General features: G+C 43.0%; 17 protein-coding genes. 4 read left to right on the forward strand and 13 right to left on the reverse strand.

Features of this window, described 5'->3' with window-relative positions; genetic code table 11:
* Nucleotides 1-39: 39 nt before the first annotated feature.
* On the reverse strand, nucleotides 40-531 hold the full coding sequence (locus ACXJY6_RS17975; protein WP_456052925.1) for a gluconokinase: 492 nt from the start codon (nucleotides 529-531) through the stop codon (nucleotides 40-42).
* A 337-nt stretch (nucleotides 532-868) separates the two neighbouring features.
* Here ACXJY6_RS17975 and msrP point away from each other — a divergent pair, with 337 nt between their 5' ends.
* Together msrP and ACXJY6_RS17985 are read left to right on the forward strand one after the other, a co-directional pair.
* The gene (msrP, locus tag ACXJY6_RS17980) at nucleotides 869-1,873 is read left to right on the forward strand and encodes a protein-methionine-sulfoxide reductase catalytic subunit MsrP (protein WP_458769164.1); all 1,005 of its coding nucleotides are present in this window, start codon (nucleotides 869-871) and stop codon (nucleotides 1,871-1,873) included.
* A 9-nt stretch (nucleotides 1,874-1,882) separates the two neighbouring features.
* Nucleotides 1,883-2,476: a protein-methionine-sulfoxide reductase heme-binding subunit MsrQ gene (locus ACXJY6_RS17985; RefSeq protein ID WP_458769165.1), complete on the forward strand. Its 594-nt coding sequence runs from the start codon at nucleotides 1,883-1,885 to the stop codon at nucleotides 2,474-2,476.
* Here the strand turns inward: ACXJY6_RS17985 and ACXJY6_RS17990 are convergent, their stop codons facing one another.
* From ACXJY6_RS17990 to glyQ, 3 genes are all read right to left on the reverse strand, one after another.
* Nucleotides 2,477-3,727 carry a valine--pyruvate transaminase gene (locus tag ACXJY6_RS17990; RefSeq protein ID WP_458769166.1) on the reverse strand — a complete coding sequence of 417 codons (1,251 nt, stop codon included), beginning with the start codon at nucleotides 3,725-3,727 and terminating at the stop codon, nucleotides 2,477-2,479.
* Between the two features lie 138 nt (nucleotides 3,728-3,865).
* Entirely contained in the window at nucleotides 3,866-5,932 is a 2,067-nt protein-coding gene (gene glyS / locus ACXJY6_RS17995) for a glycine--tRNA ligase subunit beta (RefSeq protein ID WP_458769167.1), read from the reverse strand.
* Nucleotides 5,933-5,944: 12 nt separating this feature from the next.
* Entirely contained in the window at nucleotides 5,945-6,865 is a 921-nt protein-coding gene (gene glyQ, locus ACXJY6_RS18000) for a glycine--tRNA ligase subunit alpha (RefSeq protein ID WP_458769168.1), read from the reverse strand.
* Between the two features lie 275 nt (nucleotides 6,866-7,140).
* On the opposite strand from glyQ, the gene ACXJY6_RS18005 reads away from it, so the two are divergent.
* Nucleotides 7,141-7,395: a hypothetical protein gene (locus ACXJY6_RS18005; protein WP_456052919.1), complete on the forward strand. Its 255-nt coding sequence runs from the start codon at nucleotides 7,141-7,143 to the stop codon at nucleotides 7,393-7,395.
* A 1-nt stretch (nucleotide 7,396) separates the two neighbouring features.
* Here the strand turns inward: ACXJY6_RS18005 and tusA are convergent, their stop codons facing one another.
* The 5 genes from tusA to ilvG all read right to left on the reverse strand — a co-directional run bounded on the left by tusA (nucleotide 7,397) and on the right by ilvG (nucleotide 13,597).
* The gene (gene tusA / locus ACXJY6_RS18010) at nucleotides 7,397-7,651 is read right to left on the reverse strand and encodes a sulfurtransferase TusA (protein ID WP_456052961.1); all 255 of its coding nucleotides are present in this window, start codon (nucleotides 7,649-7,651) and stop codon (nucleotides 7,397-7,399) included.
* A 322-nt stretch (nucleotides 7,652-7,973) separates the two neighbouring features.
* Entirely contained in the window at nucleotides 7,974-9,503 is a 1,530-nt protein-coding gene (gene ilvA / locus ACXJY6_RS18015; RefSeq protein ID WP_458769169.1) for a threonine ammonia-lyase, biosynthetic, read from the reverse strand.
* A 4-nt stretch (nucleotides 9,504-9,507) separates the two neighbouring features.
* Nucleotides 9,508-11,349 carry a dihydroxy-acid dehydratase gene (gene ilvD, locus ACXJY6_RS18020; protein WP_456052917.1) on the reverse strand — a complete coding sequence of 614 codons (1,842 nt, stop codon included), beginning with the start codon at nucleotides 11,347-11,349 and terminating at the stop codon, nucleotides 9,508-9,510.
* A 304-nt stretch (nucleotides 11,350-11,653) separates the two neighbouring features.
* Nucleotides 11,654-11,938 carry an acetolactate synthase 2 small subunit gene (gene ilvM, locus ACXJY6_RS18025; RefSeq protein ID WP_456052916.1) on the reverse strand — a complete coding sequence of 95 codons (285 nt, stop codon included), beginning with the start codon at nucleotides 11,936-11,938 and terminating at the stop codon, nucleotides 11,654-11,656.
* Nucleotides 11,939-11,950: 12 nt separating this feature from the next.
* Nucleotides 11,951-13,597: an acetolactate synthase 2 catalytic subunit gene (ilvG, locus tag ACXJY6_RS18030; RefSeq protein WP_458769170.1), complete on the reverse strand. Its 1,647-nt coding sequence runs from the start codon at nucleotides 13,595-13,597 to the stop codon at nucleotides 11,951-11,953.
* 475 nt (nucleotides 13,598-14,072) lie between these two features.
* Between ilvG and ACXJY6_RS18035 the strand changes: the two genes are divergently transcribed.
* Complete coding sequence (locus tag ACXJY6_RS18035) at nucleotides 14,073-15,602, forward strand: YifB family Mg chelatase-like AAA ATPase (RefSeq protein WP_458769171.1); 1,530 nt, start codon at nucleotides 14,073-14,075, stop codon at nucleotides 15,600-15,602.
* Between the two features lie 109 nt (nucleotides 15,603-15,711).
* On the opposite strand, the gene ACXJY6_RS18040 is transcribed toward ACXJY6_RS18035, so the two are convergent.
* The 4 genes from ACXJY6_RS18040 to ACXJY6_RS18055 all read right to left on the reverse strand — a co-directional run bounded on the left by ACXJY6_RS18040 (nucleotide 15,712) and on the right by ACXJY6_RS18055 (nucleotide 19,287).
* Nucleotides 15,712-16,323, reverse strand: a complete 612-nt coding sequence (locus tag ACXJY6_RS18040; protein ID WP_456052897.1) for a thiol:disulfide interchange protein DsbA/DsbL — start codon at nucleotides 16,321-16,323, stop codon at nucleotides 15,712-15,714.
* A gap of 32 nt (nucleotides 16,324-16,355) precedes the next feature.
* Entirely contained in the window at nucleotides 16,356-17,342 is a 987-nt protein-coding gene (locus ACXJY6_RS18045; protein WP_458769182.1) for a serine/threonine protein kinase, read from the reverse strand.
* Nucleotides 17,343-17,388: 46 nt separating this feature from the next.
* A complete protein-coding gene (ccoG, locus tag ACXJY6_RS18050; protein ID WP_458769172.1) occupies nucleotides 17,389-18,807 on the reverse strand; it encodes a cytochrome c oxidase accessory protein CcoG in 1,419 nt (472 codons plus the stop codon).
* A gap of 213 nt (nucleotides 18,808-19,020) precedes the next feature.
* Complete coding sequence (locus ACXJY6_RS18055) at nucleotides 19,021-19,287, reverse strand: YihD family protein (RefSeq protein ID WP_458769173.1); 267 nt, start codon at nucleotides 19,285-19,287, stop codon at nucleotides 19,021-19,023.
* Nucleotides 19,288-19,545: the final 258 nt, after the last annotated feature.

The raw sequence follows: 19,545 nt of genomic DNA on the forward strand, positions 1-19,545 counted from the left end.
AAGTGCCAATGCGGCTAAATGGGAGGTTATTGCAGCCGCTTAATTTAACTCTAGCTGAGTAATTATTGTTGTTATGATAGCTTGTGGTGTTTGACGTATATCTATAATTAATGCCTCTTCTTTACTTGGTTCTACCAACGTTTCAAACTGACTCACAAGCATCGAGCGACCACTGAAGTAGTGATTTTCTCGCTTTTGATGGCGAGCCCAAATAGTGTCAAACCCTCCTTGCAGATAAATAAACGTCAATTCAGGATTCCCCTGTTTTAGTTGTCGACGGTATTCTGGTTTTAGCGCAGAGCACGCGAGTACCAATTCCTTTTTTTCTCGAACGAGATCATTAAGCGTGTGAAGCCATGAATAGCGATCATTATCGTTAAGTGGTTGACCACTTTGCATTTTGGCGACATTGTGTTTCGAATGAAAATCATCTCCATCGAAAAAGGGAACATTAAGAGTTTGTGCTAATTGGGAGCCTATAGATGATTTTCCACACCCAGATACCCCCATTACGACATATTTGTTGTTCATAACTTTTTCTCATTTCAAGTTAGAGATCGCGATTTCCACCACATGGAAACTCCAGAGAAGATAAACGAAGATTTAAGTAGCAATAAAGCAAATAGAGGAATGAAAACCCCTCCTAAGCACATCTCAATATGTTATTCGGGTTACTACAAGTGTTATCGGTAACACGGTGGTTTTTCTGTTATTGCAGTCACATATTGATGAGTAATTATTTTTTTGCAAAAAAACTAAAAAAATTTGCTGAGAACTGTAATATTTGTTGTTCTAGCACGTCTAATAAGTAAATAACGTAATGCGGAGATCCGTCTTACGTCGATGTGATAAGCCAATGGAGCGTATTATGCTAATAAAGAAACGATCAGATTTATCTGAATCGGATGTTACCCCAGAAGATATCTACCGCTCACGACGTCAATTTATGAAAGGTTCATTCGCACTTGGGGCTGGTGCGTTATTACCCAGTGGCTTGTTGCAAGCAAAACCTAGTATTTCGGAAGGAGAGTTGCGACCGGATACTCCTTTATGGCTGCAAGAGCAGATTGGCTCTGCAAGTGCGAATACGTTAGATATTAACGACAAATTGACCCCATTTATTAACGCGACAACATACAATAATTTCTATGAGTTTGGTTTTGATAAAAGTGACCCAGCCAAGCGGAGCGAAGACTTTAAACCTTTTCCATGGCAAGTTGAAATCAGTGGTGAGGTCGCGAATCCAGGTAATTATCATTTAGAAGATTTGATGAAAGGAATTCAATTAGAAGAGCGAATTTATCGCCTTCGTTGTGTTGAAGCCTGGTCGATGGTGATTCCGTGGATTGGTTTTCCATTGGCAAATTTGCTGAAGCGTTTTGAACCAACAAGCCGTGCAAAATATGTCTCCTTTACTTCAATACAGCGGCCAGAAGAGATGCCTGGTCAAGCGAGTCTATTTAGTTCTATTGACTGGCCTTATGTCGAAGGGTTAACGATTAAGGAAGCCATGCATCCACTCACGTTGATGGCGGTTGGGTTATACGGTAAATCTCTACCGAATCAAAATGGTGCGCCGTTTAGACTTGTTGTGCCATGGAAATATGGATTTAAGAGCATCAAATCTATCGTTAAAATTGAATTTACCGAAACTCGACCAAAAACAACGTGGAATCAGTTGGCTCCGGCAGAGTATGGCTTTTATGCGAATGTGAACCCTGGCGTTGATCATCCTCGTTGGACACAAAAAAGTGAACGACGCTTACCATCGGGATTATTGAGTCCTAACATTATTCCAACGGAACTGTTTAACGGATATAAAGATGATGTTGAGAGCCTTTATACAGGGTTAGATTTAACGCGCAACTACTAAGGACAAGCAATGTCAGTGCGATGGCGGAGAGTCGTTATTTTTATCTTGGGGTTATTGCCCTTGGCAAGTTTGGTTATTGCCGGAGTAAATCAAACTCTGGGTGGCGACCCCGCAAAAGCGATTGTCCTTTCAACAGGGGAGTGGGCATTACGCTTCCTTCTCATTACTCTTGCAGTTACTCCATTGGTTCGTGTGGTTAAGTGGCGATGGGTGATGATTCACCGTCGTATGTTGGGTTTGTATTCCCTGTTTTACGCTTTTCTTCACCTTGTCTCTTATTACCTATTTATTCTCGGAAGTAATCTCGAACTATTAGTCAGTGAAACCATTAAAAGGCCATATATATTAGTGGGAATGCCAGCATTGATTATTTTGGCGTTACTAGGAGTGACATCGACTAAAGGTTGGATGAAGCGTTTGGGTAAACGATGGCAGCGGTTGCACCGGTGGGTGTACCCGGCCACTTTATTAGCGTTGGTACACCTTATTATGCAAATTCGCTCTAGCTACTATGAAGCAACGGTTTATGGCGCATTTGTCCTATTGTTGCTTGGCTATCGAGTATTCGAATGGCGAAAGAGGACAAATGCTAGGCGGCGCTAGTTACTCTTGATAAGCTTTTTGGACTTCTTCAGCAATTATAGCAATGCCCTTATCAATGACTTCTTTATCCTGAACGTAGTTAACTCGCAAGCATTGTTGAGTGTGATCCCACCCTTTTTCTGGCTGACCAATAAAGAAAAACTCTCCGGGGATCACTAACACACCTCGCTTTTTAAGTCTTTCATACAGCGTCATGGTACTTATTGGCAGCTCATCAAACCAAAGCCAAAGAAAAATAGCCCCTTCTGGCTTATGAATTCGAAAGCGCGGATCGGGAATCGCAGATTGCAGCTGTTCGACAACTTGAGATGCTTTGTTTTGGTAGAACGGTTGGACGATATCATTACTCAGTTTCAGCAACTGACCTTTATCAATCATATGTTTTCCCAGAGCAGGACCAAAGCTGCCAGGAGTTAGGCTAATAATGCCATTCATATTACTAAGTGCTTGAGTGATTGCTTCACTGGCGATCACAATGCCACATCGAATACCCGGTAGGCCAAGCTTAGATAAGCTCATGCAGAGAATCGTATTCTCGTTCCAGAAAGGCTTAACGTCTTCAAAAATAATATTTGGGAATGGCAGGCCATAAGCGTTATCGATAATTAATGGGATATTATTCTCACGCGCGAGTTGGTCAAGTTTTCTCACTTCGTCATCGGTAAGGACATTTCCGGTTGGATTGGTAGGGCGAGAAGCACAAATCGCGGCTACAGATTCATCAATTTGAAGCGATTCAAAATCGACATGGTATTTAAACTGGCGGTTGTCCAATAGCTCGATTTCAGGTCGATATGAGATAAACATATCTTCACTTAAACCAGAGTCGGCATACCCAATATATTCAGGTGCAAGTGGGAGCAAAATCTTCTTATGCGACCCATCTGTTTGTTGTCCTGCTAGTAGGTTAAACAGATAGAAAAAACCACTTTGACTGCCGTTGGTCAAACTGATGTTCTTTTCGCTAATGTCCCAGCCATAGTTCTCTTTAAATAAGGTCACCAACGCTTGAATAAAACTGGTTTTCCCTTGAGGCCCATCGTAATTAGTAATAGCTTCGATTAATTCACCTTCGGTAAGCATTTCGCTACAAGCTTGGTGAAAGTAATCGAGCATCGCTGGAATTTTTGCAGGGTTTCCGCCACCCAGCATCACCGCTCCTGGTGTTTGCAAGCCCTGATTGAGGTCATCCATAAGACGAGTAATACCAGAATAACGATTAAATTTTTCACCAAAGGAAGAGAACTGCATAGGAATATACCTAAATGTGTTAAATGCTGAACGATGTGTGAGTCAAGATACCGTAATGACCAAGTTCAGAAAAGGAGTATTTTGGAAAAAATAAAGCCCAGCAATGCTGGGCTTAGTAAGTACTGCCTATCTCGAAGATTACTTCTGTAACACTGAAATATCTGCGATTTCTAAGAACAAGTTACGCAGCTTGTTCAGTAAGGTGAGACGATTTTTCTTAAGCGCTTCATCATCTACCATCACCATCACATTATCGAAGAATGCATCGACTGGCTCACGCAGTTCGGCAAGTTGAGCAAGTGCTTCGGTGTAATTGCTGGTGGCAAATGCAGGTTCCAATGCTTCCGCTAAAATTTCGACTTTCTCGGCTAACGCTTTTTCTGCATCTTCGGCTAATAATGCCAAATCGATATCAGCAGTAAGCTCACCATCGAATTTCGCTAGGATGTTACCCACACGCTTATTTGCGGCCGCGAGAGACTCGGCTGCATCCAACTCACGGAACGACGATACGGCTTTTACGCGTTGATCGAAGTCTGTTGGCTTGGTTGGGTGACGGGCTAATACGGCTTGAATCACATCGACACTAAAGCCTTCATCTTGATACCAAGCACGGAAGCGCCCTAACATAAAGTCAACGACATCGCTCTCAACATTTTGGTTGGTGAGCTTGCTGCCAAATAGGGACTTCGCTTTGGTGATTAGATCAATTAAGTCTAATTGATATCCGTACTCAACAATAATACGCAATACACCGAGAGAGGCACGACGCAATGCAAATGGGTCAGAGCCTTTTGGTGCTTGGCCAATGCCAAAGATACCGACGATAGTATCGAGTTTATCAGCCATGGCAATCGCAGAAGAAACACCGTTGCTTGGTAGGTCGTCGCCGGCAAAGCGAGGCATGTACTGCTCATAAAGTGCAACCGCGACTTCTTCATCTTCATTATCATGGCGAGCGTAGTGCATCCCCATAACACCTTGAGTTTCAGTGAACTCAAATACCATTGAGGTCATGAGATCGCATTTTGCTAATAGACCAGCACGCTGTGATTTCTCGACATCGGCACCAATTTTTTCAGCAATGTAACCCGCTAACTCAGTAATACGATCGGTTTTATCTTTGATGGTTCCTAACTGTTTTTGGAAAACAGCATTTTCCAACAGAGGAAGGTGATCAATTAGAGGTTGCTTACGGTCAGTATCAAAGAAAAATTCAGCATCGGCTAAACGTGGGCGAACCACTTTTTCATTTCCTTCGATCACATGGCGTGGCTCTTTGGACTCGATATTCGAGACAAAGATAAAGTTTGGCAGCAACTGCTTGTTATCATCGTAAACAGGGAAGTATTTTTGGTCGCCTTTCATGGTGTAAACCAAAGCTTCAGACGGCACTTTAAGGAATTTTTCCTCAAACTTCGCGGTAAGGACTACTGGCCATTCAACCAAAGAGGTGACTTCTTCAACTAAGTCATCTTCAAGATCGGCGGTTCCACCCACAGCTTGTGCTGCTTTTTGTGAATCAGCGATGATAGTGGCTTTACGAGCATCATAGTCGGCAATGACTTTGCCACGCTCTTCTAAGATTGCTGGATACTGCTCAGCTGAGTCGATAGTGAACTCTGCTTCACCCATGAAACGGTGTCCGCGAATGACTCGTCCAGAGCTGACTCCAAGGATTTCACCTTCAATGAGTTCATCACCCATTAAGATCGTTAATGTTTTAACCGGGCGGATAAATTGTGTTTCTTTATCGCCCCAACGCATTGGTTTTGCGATTGGTAGGTTGGCTAATGCTTTGGCAGCCAGATCGGTAATTACTGCTTTGGTTTGTTGGCCCTTTACTTCTTGTTTGAAAAGCAACCATTCACCTTTATCGGTGACCAAACGCTCTGCTTGTTCAACTGTAATACCGTTACCACGAGCCCAACCTTGAGCTGCTTTGGTTGGATTGCCATCGGCATCAAATGCAACCGAAATCGCGGGGCCACGCTTTTCAACGACTTTATCTTGTTGGCTTTCGGCAAGCTCGGTGACTTTTAAGGCTAGACGACGAGGTGTCGCGAACCATTTTATGTTGCTATAAGCCAGTTCTGCTGTTTTTAGTTCTTTTTCAAAGTTATCTGAAAATGCTTGCGCGAGCGTGCGTAGTTGAGTTGGTGGAAGTTCTTCCGTACCAAGTTCAATTAAAAATTCTTTTGCCATGAGTCTATTCCCTTATGCCTTATCGTCTTGCTTTTTGCACATAGGGAAGCCCAAAGCTTCACGTGATGCATAATAAGCTTGCGCAACCGACTTCGTTAAATCTCGAATACGAAGAATGTAGCGCTGACGCTCTGTTACCGAAATGGCTTTACGAGCATCAAGTAAGTTAAAAGCGTGTCCCGCCTTTAGAATGCGTTCGTAAGCCGGCAATGGTAGTGGCTTTTCGAGTTCAAGGAGTTGTTTACACTCTTTTTCACACTGGTCAAAGAAGGTGAAGAGGAAATCAACATCAGCATGTTCGAAATTGTAGGTAGACTGCTCGACTTCGTTTTGATGAAAAATATCACCGTAGGTCACTTTTCCAAGTGGGCCATCAGTCCATACTAGGTCGTAGACAGAATCAACACCTTGAATATACATAGCGAGACGTTCAATACCGTAGGTTATTTCTCCTGTAACCGGCTTGCACTCAAGACCGCCAACTTGTTGGAAGTAAGTAAACTGAGTCACTTCCATACCATTTAACCAAACTTCCCAGCCTAATCCCCAAGCACCTAGAGTTGGGTTTTCCCAGTTGTCTTCAACGAAGCGGATATCATGAACCGTTGGATCGATGCCCAATACAACTAAAGAACCTAGGTAAAGCTCTTGAATGTTGTCCGGCGATGGCTTAAGCACTACTTGAAATTGATAGTAGTGTTGAAGACGGTTAGGGTTCTCACCATAACGGCCATCGGTTGGACGACGAGATGGTTGAACATACGCTGTAGACATCGGCTCTGGGCCAATGGCACGCAGACATGTCATTGGGTGGGAAGTTCCGGCACCCACTTCCATATCAAGAGGTTGAACAATGGTACAGCCTTGTTGGGCCCAGTAATCCTGCAGCGCGAGGATCATACCCTGGAAGGTTTTAACGTCATATTTTTGCATAGTCGGGTTCGCGCAATTCTTGTCAATGAATGAAATAAAATAACGATAAAGTATACCGAGATATTGCGTGTCGGAGTAGGGGTAATATTGGTTAATTCAGGCTCAACGTGTCGTTTTAGTGCATCCGAACTCGGTTTCTTGTTTTTTATCGGGCTTTTGATGCTCAAAATTGTGGTTTTACTCAAAAAGGCGGCCATATTCATTTAATCGACACATTTATAAGGATGAAGTTTTGATAACCTGTGAATCCTAAATCGACGAAAAGGAGTACAGTTATGCTAACTCGTTACATGAATATGAGCGTGAAAAGTCAAAGCTACTTATTTAGCTTTGGTCTACTTCTTACTTTTCTTGGAATGGCTTTAACGGATCTGTGGCTACCGATGGTTGTGGGGGCGTTTGTACTGACGGCTTTAACCGTAGAGTCGTGGGTGCGGATTTTACATATTATTCCTATGCATCGAGAAGTTAACCGATTACGCGATCACGTTGAACAGCTCAGTAAAGAGATTCGAAAGAAGGAAGAGTAATTTACGCTTCCTTCATTCCTTTTCGAATCAGATACTGAAAAGGCAGTGTCTCTGTTTGAGCGGAAATGAGTTGATGATCCATAAAGCGACAAAAGCTGGGAATATCTCGCGTTGTCGAGGGATCATCGGCAGTTACTAACAATGTTTGCCCATCTTCCATAGTACGAATTGCTTTTCTCACCATCATTACGGGCTCTGGACAACGAAGCCCTTCTGCCTCAAGTTTCACATTCGCTTTTTCTATATAAGTATTCATTAGTGATAGCTTACTCACAAAAATTCATTTCAAGAGATTATTTTACCGTAAAAGACGGTTTGCCTCTTGATTTGTTAACGGTTGGGTAATATATTATTAACATATAGTTAACAATTACTGCTGGCTATATCAGTCTGAGAGACTTCTTATCATTCAGTTGAATCACAGACAGCTTCCATAGCACTCCTATATTACTCTATTTCTTGGGCTTCCCCGCTGATCACTCAGCGGGAATTTTTTTGCCTACTACTTTTTGATTTATGTTACTTAAATGTTAAATATTAGTAACATTAGTGATTGGGTAAAGTAACATTCTTATTTATCAGGATAAGAAGAATTTGTAGGCAGGATTATCCGTTTCATCTTTATATTGATAGCCAAGTTCGACCAAATGAGCAGAGAAACGAGGTAGATTGTCTTCTGTGAGCTCAAATCCACATAAAACTCGTCCATAATCCGCACCATGATTACGATAATTAAACAGGCTAATATTCCAGTGAGTTCCTAATGTGCTTAAAAACTTCACTAGTGCGCCTGGATACTCTGGAAACTCAAATGCGTAGAGGCGTTCATTAAGCTGTTTGGATGGTTTCCCGCCTATCATATAGCGAATATGCTGCTTAGCCATTTCATCGTCAGATAAGTCTTCAACAGGATACCCACCCGTTCGAAGATCTTGAATGATGCTGTTTAACTCGTCTTGACCACCATTTAATCGAATACCGACAAACACATTGGCAAGTTGATCATCATTGTAACGATAGTTAAATTCAGTCACTGCGCGATCACCAATGATTTGGCAGAACTCGAAAAATGCCCCTTTGGTTTCTGGAATAGTAACCGCAAGTAAACCTTCCCGTTTTTCACCAAGCTCACAACGCTCTGAAACGTATCTCAGGCCATGAAAATTGGTGTTGGCACCAGATAGGACTGCACTAAGCTGTTTATCCACCAGCTTATTTTGTTCTGCATATTTCTTTAGGCCGGCAAGAGCAAGTGCGCCAGAAGGCTCAGCAATTGCTCGAGTGTCTTCAAAAATATCTTTAACTGCAGAGCAAATTTCGTCGCTTGATACCGTGATATGACCATCTAAGTATTTCTGACAAACTCGGAATGTCTCATCGCCGATGCGCTTAACGGCAACACCATCAGCAAACATGCTTATTTGGTCTAACACCACTGGTTTCCCAGCATCAAGAGCCGCTTTTAGACAGGCAGAGTCTTCTGGTTCAACGGCAATCACTTTAACGTCAGGCATGAGCTGTTTGATCAATACAGCCACACCAGCCGCTAGACCACCACCACCAACAGGGACAAAGATATAATCTAAGTGGCCATTTTGTTGCAGCATTTCCATGCCGATAGTACCTTGCCCAGCGATAACCAATGGGTGATCAAAGGGAGGAACAAAGGTGTAACCTGATTCAATTGCTAGACGCTCAGCTTCTGCTTTTGCTTCATCAAAATTACGACCAAATAAAACCACGTTGCCGCCGAAACTACGAACAGCATCGACTTTTATCGATGGCGTCGTTTTGGGCATAACAATTGTTGTTTTGATGCCTAATTTTGTACCAGAAAGAGCCATGCCTTGAGCGTGGTTTCCTGCGGAAGCTGCAATAACACCAGAGTATTTTTGTGCGTCGTCTAGGCTGGTGAGCATAGTGTATGCGCCGCGCAGCTTAAACGAATGTACCGGTTGGCGATCTTCACGTTTGAGTTGAACTCGATTGTGAATTCGTTCCGCTAGGCGGGGCATATCTTGAAGTGGCGTAATTAACGCCACTTCATAGACAGGAGCGCGCAGTATTTGACGCAGATAATCCGCGCCAGTTGGTTTTGCGTCACCCATTTGACTAGCCCTCTAGTTTAGACTTGTCTCTTACCGCGCCTTTATCTGCACTCGTTGCCATGCTTGCGTAGGCTTTTAGAGCAAATGAAACTTCGCGCTCACGAGAGACTGGTTTCCATCCGAGCTTATCTTGTTCGGCACGGCGGCTTGCCATTTCATCTTCTGAGATTTCTAGTGAAATGCTACGGCCAGGAATGTCGATTGTGACCATATCACCATCTTTAACTAGGCCAATGGCACCGCCATCGGCTGCTTCTGGAGATGCGTGACCGATTGAAAGACCAGAGGTTCCGCCAGAGAAGCGACCATCGGTAAGTAGGGCACACTCTTTTCCTAATCCCATCGATTTTAGATAGGTTGTAGGGTAAAGCATTTCTTGCATGCCTGGACCACCTTTAGGGCCTTCGTAACGAATAATAACCACATCACCCGCTTTTACTTTTCCACCTAAGATGCCTTCAACAGAATCTTCTTGGCTTTCAAATACGACTGCTGGGCCTTGGAATTTAAGAATGCTCTCATCAACACCTGCAGTTTTAACGATACAACCGTCGAGTGCAATGTTGCCGCTTAGTACTGCTAAGCCACCATCTTGGCTAAAGGCATTTTCTTTTGTGCGGATACAACCACCTTCGCGGTCATCATCTAGAGTTTCCCAACGACAATCTTGGCTAAAGGCTTTCGTGGTACGAATTCCAGCTGGTCCAGCACGGAAGAAGTCTTTAATTTCTTGAGACTCAGTCGTCATGATGTCGTATTGAGCTAATTGCTCTTCTAATGACATGCCAAGAACAGTGCGAGTGTCGCTATTTAATAAGCCAGCACGGTTTAGTTCACCTAAGATAGCCATCACGCCACCAGCACGGTGGACATCTTCCATGTGATAAAGCGGTGTTGATGGTGCTACTTTACATAAGTGTGGTACACGGCGAGACATTGCATCAATATCGGTCATAGTGAAGTCGACTTCGCCTTCTTGTGCAGACGCTAATAAGTGAAGAACCGTGTTGGTTGAACCACCCATTGCGATATCTAGAGCCATGGCATTTTCAAATGCGGCTTTAGTAGCGATGTTGCGTGGTAGAGCACTTTCATCATCTTGCTCATAGTAGCGCTTAGTTAATTCTACGATACGCTTACCAGCATTTAAGAACAGAGCTTCACGGTCAGCGTGAGTCGCAAGCATAGAACCATTACCCGGTTGAGATAAACCTAGAGCTTCAGTTAAGCAGTTCATTGAGTTCGCAGTGAACATGCCAGAACATGAACCACAAGTAGGACATGCTGAGCGTTCCACTTGCTCGCTTTGTGCTTCAGGAACATTAGGATCGGCACCTTGCATCATTGCATCAACAAGATCGAGCTTAATAATTTGGTCTGAAAGCTTAGTCTTACCGGCTTCCATTGGGCCACCTGACACGAAAATTACTGGAATATTAAGGCGTAAAGCCGCCATCATCATTCCCGGAGTAATTTTGTCACAGTTAGAGATACATACCATTGCATCAGCACAGTGTGCGTTCACCATATACTCAACAGAGTCAGCAATTAGCTCACGTGAAGGTAGAGAGTAAAGCATGCCGCCATGGCCCATTGCGATACCGTCATCGACAGCGATGGTATTGAATTCTTTCGCAATACCGCCCGCTTTCTCAATTTCAGCTGCAACCAATTGGCCCATGTCTTTTAGGTGAACGTGGCCAGGTACGAACTGTGTGAATGAGTTCACTACGGCAATAATTGGTTTTCCGAAATCTTCATCTTTTACACCTGTTGCGCGCCATAAAGCACGAGCACCAGCCATGTTACGACCGTGTGTGGTTGTCGCCGAACGATATTTTGGCATTCTCTATTCCCTCAATGATTTTGCTAATGGGTAAATTGGTAATGTAAAGCAGTGGCATAAGCTTACTTTACCCACTGTGACTTGGTCTACGTTACAAACGGGAAGTTACTTTGCAACTGTCCTGTTCATATGCGTATTAATTTCCTCAATGCACGGCAAAATTGTGTTTTACCTGCGTTGTTTTGTGTTGTTAACATTCAACATAACGGTAGCACGAGTAATACCGTTAAAAATTGAGCTAGATGTCGGTGATAAGAGGATTATCTTCGTTATTCAGAAAATAATCCTGGAATCTCAATACTAACTAGGCACAAATCTTTTGTTGTAAGTTGTTGTTTGGTAAATCGTTGCTACTAATCTCTGTTACATCAACAGAGCGAATATCCCACAATTTTTCTATTTGATTGACCAGCATTGAAATAGAACGATCGCTGTCGACAATGATTTCGACGCTGGCGACTTTGCTTTCATGGTTTTGAGTCGCAGCAACCTGCTTAATGACAAACCCACGATGACGAACTACACGGAGAACGCGTTCTAATAGAACCGGTTTATCGTCGGCTTTGATGTCGAGTAGATATCTTTCCATTAGTGAGTTCTCCTAAGTATTTTCTAACATTTCGTTGTTTGCAGCACCAGGTGGTACAAGTGGCCATACATTTTCTTCTTCATCTATAACTATATGAAGCATGTAGGCTGTTTTGCTTTCGAGCATCTCTTTAAGGGCTGGTTCGACTTCTTCTTTTGTAGTGATAGTTTTCCCTGGGATATCAAAGGCTTTCGCAAGCATGACGAAATCCGGGTTATCATCCAAAATGGTTTCACTATAGCGGTTTTCAAAGAAGAGAGACTGCCATTGACGCACCATACCCAAGCGTTGATTGTTGATTAAGACCATCTTCACAGGGATGTTATAGCGTTTAAGGGTAGCAAGCTCTTGAACGTTCATCATAAATGAACCATCACCAGAGATTAAAATAGATTGATCGTCTGGGCGTGCTTTAGCGGCCCCAAGAGCGGCTGGTAAACCAAAGCCCATCGTGCCTAAGCCTGCAGAAGTAATAAAATTCTGCGGTTCGCGAGGCTGAATGTGTTGAGCTGCCCACATCTGATGTTGGCCAACATCGGTCGAGACTACGCTAGAGTCCGGCATCATATCTGAAAGTTGCTTTAGCATTAACGGCGCATAAATCAGATCACCTGGGTGGTCGTAACGCCATTTGAAACCACTACGTAAGCTTTCACTATGATGGAGCCACGGCGAAATATCTTTACTCATTTCAAGTTGAGGTAAAACGGTATTAATATCACCGCGTAGAGAAACGTTCGCAAGGCGTAATTTGTTTAACTCAGCAGCGTCAATATCAAGATGAATCACTTTCGCATGAGGCGCGAAGGTATCCAGTTTTCCAGTCACTCGGTCATCAAAGCGAGCACCGATAGCAATCAGCAAGTCTGACTCTTGTACGATAAGGTTTGCGGCTTTAGTGCCATGCATTCCTAACATACCTAGATAATGCGGATCATTACGCTCAATGGTTCCCAGCCCTTTAAGAGTACTTACCGAAGGCATTGGGTTGATGCGCAAGAATTCACGTACAGTATTCGTTGCTTTGCCAAGTTGTACCCCACCACCAACGTATAACACCGGGCGTGTACTGCTATTTAGGAGTTCTTGTGCTTGGCTAAGTTGATCGGTTGTAACTTGTGGTACTGGCGCTGGAGTGATCTCGGGGTTGCTCACCACTGGTGCCATTGCGAGTTGTACATCTTTTGCGATATCAACAATTACTGGGCCTGGTCGTCCTGAAACGGCGACTTCGAATGCTTCTGCTAATGTTGCTTCAAGTTCGTTAATATCGGTGACGAGATAGCTGTGTTTGGTACAAGAAAGCGACATCCCAATAACATCCATTTCTTGGAACGCATCGGTACCAATTAATGGGCTTGCTACTTGACCTGTAATGGCAACAACAGGGATTGAATCCATAAATGCATCAGCTAAACCAGTAACCAGGTTTGTGGCACCCGGACCAGATGTTGCTAGGCAGACCGCGACACTTTGAGTAGAACGCGACATGCCAATAGCGGCCATCGCAGCACCTTGCTCATGACGGCATAAAATGTGTTCGACACCGCATTCATACAAGGCATCATAGATCGGCATGATGGCTCCACCTGGGTAACCAAAAACGGTCTTAATTCCTTGTTTCTTTAGTGCTTCTACGACAAGCTTTGCTCCAATCATTGTCGCCCTCCAATGGCATAACGTTGAACGTTACGTGTTGTTCTGTAAATGCACGGCATGTGCGGCTCCCGTTCTTTTCGCTTGATGTGATTAACTAATCAACATGCGAATTCTATTTTAATAGTTGTAAAAAAACCCCCGGACTTTTCAGTGCGGGGGTTTTGTGATTCTTTTGTCTATCGTTTATCCACTAGCCCCTGCGCGGTATCAATAATGACCACCACGACAATCAGGTTAATCAGTGCAGAAATGTAAACGCTAAAGTTCATTAAATTGTGAGCTCTTTTCGACATATTTGTTGGACATTTAATCCGATGCCGTAGTGGTACCATACTATTCCATCGTATGACAAGTAAAAACTCATTCTTTTTTCATATTTAGTCACCTTGAAAGCAGGGTATAAATATCATTCAAGGTTCGAACATGGTTGTATTTCAGCCTGATAATTCCACGTAATCAATGAGAAAGGAAGAATATGGGACTTGCTATTATCCATAGTCGTGCATGTGTTGGAGTGGAAGCACCGGAAGTGACCATCGAAGTGGATATCAGTCATGGTATGCCCGGCTTTGCTTTAGTCGGCTTGCCCGAAACTACAGTGAAAGAGTCACGTGATCGAGTAAGAAGTGCGATAATGCACTCACGTTTTGAGTTTCCACCAAGGCGTATTACGGTAAATTTAGCACCAGCCGATCTCCCAAAAGAAGGTGGGCGTTTTGACTTACCTATCGCATTAGGCATTTTAGTTGCTTCTGAGCAAATTCCAGCTGATCTTATTGAAGGATACGAATTCTTAGGAGAACTGGCACTGTCCGGTGATCTACGTTCTGTAAAAGGCGTCATTCCTGCGGCATTAGCGGCGCGAACCGCGAAACGAAGTTTAGTTGTTCCTCAAATGAATGGTGCGCAAGCTGCACTCGTCGGGAGAGATACTCATCGTTCTGCAGTAACGCTATTAGATGTTTGTGAAGCGCTTTGTGGTTCTAGTGAGCTGGCACTACATGAAGAGAGCCGCGTTGTGGTACAAGAAACTCATGGTCGAGATTTACAAGATATTATTGGACAGCAACAGGGTAAGCGAGCATTAGAAATTGCGGCTGCAGGTAACCATAATCTTTTATTTTTAGGGCCACCAGGAACAGGAAAAACCATGCTCGCTTCTCGTTTGCGTGATTTGCTCCCAGATATGAATGAAAATGAGGCGATGGAAACCGCTGCCGTGGGCTCTTTGGTTCAGCAAGATATTAATCAACATAATTGGAAGCAGCGCCCTTTTCGTTCACCTCATCATTCAAGTTCAATGGCGGCGTTAGTTGGTGGTGGTTCTAATCCTAGACCCGGAGAGATTTCTCTTGCTCATAATGGGCTGCTTTTTCTCGATGAGATGCCTGAATTTGAACGTAAGGTACTGGATTCGCTTCGAGAGCCTTTAGAGTCTGGTGAAATTATTATTTCCCGTGCGCAAGGCAAAACAAGGTTTCCTGCTCGATTTCAGCTAGTTGGTGCGCTTAATCCAAGCCCTACAGGGTATTATCAGGGAAACGAAGCCAGAATTAATCCACAAAGCATACTGCGTTATTTAAGCCGTTTATCGGGTCCTTTGTTGGATCGGTTTGATATGTCGATCGAGATTCCTGCACTGCCACAAGGTACGTTGGCTAATGGTGGTGACCGAGGTGAATCAACCGAAGTGGTAAAGTTAAGAGTACAGCAAGCCAAGGAGAGAATGGAGAAGCGACAAGGAAAGGTCAATGGTTTATTAACGAGTCGAGAGGTGGAAAAGCATTGCTATCTAGAAAAACAAGACGCAGAGTTTCTTGAAGCAACCTTACACCAGTTGGGACTATCGATACGAGCGTATCATCGAATTTTGAAAGTGGCACGTACCATTGCCGATTTAAATGAAGATGTGATGATTCATCGGACACACCTTGCTGAAGCCTTGGGGTATCGTTCAATGGATCGATTATTAAAGCAGCTCAGCTCTCAGACAGTATCATTTTAGATGGGGTTGTTAGTGAAGGCTTTCTAATGATTAGTGTTATTTAAAGTAAAAACTGAGAGCTTTATCGCTCTCAGTTTTAATTCTATTGTTCACGAATCTATCTTGGTGACTACAGAGTCAGGAGGTAGTTGACCAATGCAGTATATTTCTCGAAGGAATCAATATCCTGAGTAAGTACTTGATATTTACCATTAACAACAACAGAAGGTACGCCCCTTAAACCTGTTTCACTAAAGGCTTGATCAAATCGACGCACCATGGAATCCACAGCAAAACCGTTAAACGTCGCATCAAATTTGTCGCCATCGATACCATTGTCGGTAAAGATCAGGCGTAACTCTTCAACATTGTTAGGTATTTGTTTCTTAACATGTATGCGGTCAAACATAACAGGGACCATGGTATCTTCAACATTCAGTGAAACCATTGTTGCATAGGCTTTACTCATGTTTGAGCCCATGTTGCCACCCATGAAAGATACATGACTTTTTTCTAACGCTGTTCCTTCAGGGAGTTCTTGCTTTAATTGTTGAATCAATGATTCGAATTGAAAGCAGTGTGGACAATAAAATGAAAAGAACTCCGTAACGAGAGACTTATCAGATTTAGGAAGATCTAACACATTGTAGTGCTTTCCTTCATCAAATTGAGCTGCATGTAATGATAGGCTCATTAGTAAAGTCGCGGCGAATGCGAGCAGTTTCGCTGTTACTTTGGTCATTATTTTCTCCATTTATATAATTATATTTTTATTTACCACTGCGGCAGCAAGCTTAATGGTGCTTCTTCTAGGGCAGCTATTTGTTCTTTAAATGCGAGTACTTGGCTTTCCCAATATTTGGGGTCATTAAACCAAGGAAAAGCATTTGGAAAAGCAGGATCAAGCCATCGCTTTGCTAACCAAGACATATAGTGGACCATCCTAAGACCTCGTAATGGCTCTATAAGTTTCAATTCAGTGGGATTAAAATCGCAAAACTCTTGGTATCCTTCAAGTAAAATATCGAGCTGAGTTAATTTATCATGTCTTTCTCCATGCAGCATCATCCAAATATCTTGTGCTGCTGGCCCATTTCTCGCATCATCTAAATCTACAAAGATCGGCCCTTCACGCCACAGAATATTACCAGGGTGACAGTCACCATGAAGTCGTATTGGCTGCCAGTTATCATACCAATGTTGCTCTAGTCGGGTTATCAATAAGTCCAAATCACTAAAAAAAGCGTTTTCTAAATGTGAAGGGATAAAGCTTGATGCTTGGAGTATTTCTCTTGGTTGATACAAATAGTCATGAAGGTCAACCGTTGGTCGCTGCGAAAAGAGCTCCGCTTGTCCTACTTTATGAATGCGCCCTAAAAACCGACCAACCCATTCAAGTTGGTCTAAGTTATCGATCTCAAATTGCCGACCACCGACACTATTAAATAATGAGAACCAGTAACCGTTATACTGATGCAGAGTTGCGCCATTGATTGAAACGGCCGCTGCAATGGGAATCTCTGCTTCGACTAACTGATTAGCAAAATGGTGCTCTTCTAAGATCTGCTCTTTGCTCCAGCGTTCAGGGCGATAGAATTTAACGACATAACGTTTCTTTTCCTCGTCAATGAATTGATATACTCGGTTTTCATAGCTATTGAGAGCAAGAAAACCTGACTCGGCACGGATACCAATACTTTCTAGTGCGTACCACATGCAGTCAGGAGTGAGAGCGTTGAAGTTAAAACTGGCTTCGGTCATTATAAAAAAAGGGCTCATTACTGAGCCCTTTCCATTATTTATCGAGTTACAAGTCTTTAATAAATCGACTTTCGACTGCGATAGTAAATTGTTGGCTGTCTTCGAGTATAAACTGAATCTTGGTGACAGACGAATCGAGTTGATCGGATTTTATTCCTAGGCTTAATGGGAAGTTGAGAACTTCTCCAGGAGATACCTGTATTTGTTGCTTGCCATACCATGATACTCCATCAATACCTTCAACGCTCAATTGATAGACTTGATCCTGCTGGGTTTTATTGATGATTTTTAAGTTATAGGTATTTTCTATCTCGCCTTGTCTATTTTCTCTAAACAGCTGAGAGCGATCTCGAAGGACCGATAACCCGACCGGCTCGACCGTCACGATTTGTGTAACGAAAAGCCCACACATAATGATCATAATCAGGCCATAGCCGATAAGCTTAGGTCGCATTATCTTAGTGCTTTTTCCAGCTAGGCGGTGTTCGGTGGTGTAATCAATAAGGCCTTTTTCATACCCCATACGATCCATGGTTACATTACAAGCATCGATACATGCTCCACAGTTAATACACTCATATTGTAAGCCATCTCGAATATCGATTCCTGTTGGACAAACTTGAACGCAGAGGTTGCAATCAATGCAGTCCCCAAGCCCTTTTTCTTTTGGGTTGTCTTTGCGTCCGCGTGGCCCTCGGGTTTCACCACGCTTCGTATCGTAACCAACAATAAATGTGTCTTTGTCGAACATAGCAGACTGAAAGCGCGCATAAGGGCACATGTGAATACATACAATTGAACGCATCCAACCAGCATTGGCATAAGTAATGATTGCAAAAAATAGCATCCACATAACGGGTGCCATGTCTGCGTTAAATGTGGCGATATTAACAACAAAATCTTTGATAGGGACAAAGTAACCAACAAAGGTTAGCCCCGTGATCAGTGCGATGCCAAACCAAGCTAAGTGCTTTAATGTTTTTCGCCACAGCAGTTTTGGGGTGAGTTTTCCTGAATCTTGCTTGCGGCGTTTATTCGCAGCGCCTTCTAGCTTTTCTTCAAACCAGATATACATGAAGGTCCACACCGTTTGTGGGCAGAGGTAACCACACCATACTCGGCCTAAAAACGTGGTAATAAAAAACAAACCGAATGCCGCTATCATGAAGAGCAGGGCCAATATCGTCAGGTCCTGTGGATAGAGAGTGGTGCCAAAGAAATTAAACTGTTGATTGCCAAGGTCGAGTAAGACTGCTTGACGTTCACCATAAGGAAGCCAAGGAATGGAAGCAAATAATACAAGAAGGAACCATGCTCCGTAGCGTCTAAGTTTTTGGTACGCTCCTTTTGCCGCTCTAACATAAATACGATTGTTGGGGTTAAAGCGATCGTCTTGGCCTTTATGAGTCTTGGGGTTATAAACCTTGGGCGTAACATCTTTTACATCGATTTTCTCGTGACTCATAACCCTTCCTTTGTATGTCTATTTTGTCGTGATTTTTATTATTATCGAATGAATAACTTTTATTAGCATATGGTGAAGTACAAGTATAACCGTGTTTGAGGTTAATTAACTTTACACTTATCAATATTTATCAACATAGATCACAAGCCTTTAACTCATAGTGAAAGGAGAGCTTGTTCGGTCGCGTTCGAAAAACTCTATAAAAGATGAGTGTTATTTGATGATCCCACGAGCTCGAAGAATTGCCGTTTTAAAGTCGTCTTCTTGGTCTTTCTTTAGGCCAGGAATCATTTCATCTTTTGTGCTGTTACGCATCTTGAGGTGGTAGATCAAAATATCATCGGTTAAGTCTTGCAGGTTGCCTTCATACCCCGCCTCTTTGCTGAGTTTTACGATAAACTCTAGGAGGTTCAGTTCGGAATCTTTCTGCCATTCAGGTTCTAACAATTCTAGTAGTTCTTCGACACGGTGACATTTCATAGGTTTCTCCAATATTTTTATAGCTTGGATGGAAAATAGCAAAATTGAGTCAAATACCAAAGTGAAATGACAGAAAACAGGCATAAAAAAAGCACGTTTAGCGCGTGCTTTTTAAGCATGATAGTTGTGATAAACAGTTAGGCAGCTTTAGATTTAACAGCTTCCTCTAAAGTTTCACGAGCATTTCTTTCGGCTGGAGTTGCTCCTGGAGAAAGAGTTTTGTGCTTACCGGCGGGAACAAAATTATTACGACGGCGC

The organism is Vibrio phycocola (assembly GCF_054404255.1).

What these genes read in the sequence shown, in the direction of transcription:
- ccoG (WP_458769172.1), bottom strand. Translation starts at nt 18,807, where the DNA reads ATGAGTCACGAGAAAATCGATGTAAAAGATGTTACGCCCAAGGTTTAT.
- ACXJY6_RS17985 (WP_458769165.1), top strand. Translation starts at nt 1,883, where the DNA reads ATGTCAGTGCGATGGCGGAGAGTCGTTATTTTTATCTTGGGGTTATTG.
- ilvA (WP_458769169.1), bottom strand. Translation starts at nt 9,503, where the DNA reads ATGGGTGACGCAAAACCAACTGGCGCGGATTATCTGCGTCAAATACTG.
- ilvM (WP_456052916.1), bottom strand. Translation starts at nt 11,938, where the DNA reads ATGGAAAGATATCTACTCGACATCAAAGCCGACGATAAACCGGTTCTA.
- ACXJY6_RS18040 (WP_456052897.1), bottom strand. Translation starts at nt 16,323, where the DNA reads ATGACCAAAGTAACAGCGAAACTGCTCGCATTCGCCGCGACTTTACTA.
- ACXJY6_RS17975 (WP_456052925.1), bottom strand. Translation starts at nt 531, where the DNA reads ATGAACAACAAATATGTCGTAATGGGGGTATCTGGGTGTGGAAAATCA.
- ACXJY6_RS18045 (WP_458769182.1), bottom strand. Translation starts at nt 17,342, where the DNA reads ATGACCGAAGCCAGTTTTAACTTCAACGCTCTCACTCCTGACTGCATG.
- ilvD (WP_456052917.1), bottom strand. Translation starts at nt 11,349, where the DNA reads ATGCCAAAATATCGTTCGGCGACAACCACACACGGTCGTAACATGGCT.
- glyQ (WP_458769168.1), bottom strand. Translation starts at nt 6,865, where the DNA reads ATGCAAAAATATGACGTTAAAACCTTCCAGGGTATGATCCTCGCGCTG.
- ACXJY6_RS18055 (WP_458769173.1), bottom strand. Translation starts at nt 19,287, where the DNA reads ATGAAATGTCACCGTGTCGAAGAACTACTAGAATTGTTAGAACCTGAA.
- glyS (WP_458769167.1), bottom strand. Translation starts at nt 5,932, where the DNA reads ATGGCAAAAGAATTTTTAATTGAACTTGGTACGGAAGAACTTCCACCA.
- msrP (WP_458769164.1), top strand. Translation starts at nt 869, where the DNA reads ATGCTAATAAAGAAACGATCAGATTTATCTGAATCGGATGTTACCCCA.
- ilvG (WP_458769170.1), bottom strand. Translation starts at nt 13,597, where the DNA reads ATGATTGGAGCAAAGCTTGTCGTAGAAGCACTAAAGAAACAAGGAATT.
- ACXJY6_RS18035 (WP_458769171.1), top strand. Translation starts at nt 14,073, where the DNA reads ATGGGACTTGCTATTATCCATAGTCGTGCATGTGTTGGAGTGGAAGCA.
- ACXJY6_RS18005 (WP_456052919.1), top strand. Translation starts at nt 7,141, where the DNA reads ATGCTAACTCGTTACATGAATATGAGCGTGAAAAGTCAAAGCTACTTA.
- ACXJY6_RS17990 (WP_458769166.1), bottom strand. Translation starts at nt 3,727, where the DNA reads ATGCAGTTCTCTTCCTTTGGTGAAAAATTTAATCGTTATTCTGGTATT.
- tusA (WP_456052961.1), bottom strand. Translation starts at nt 7,651, where the DNA reads ATGAATACTTATATAGAAAAAGCGAATGTGAAACTTGAGGCAGAAGGG.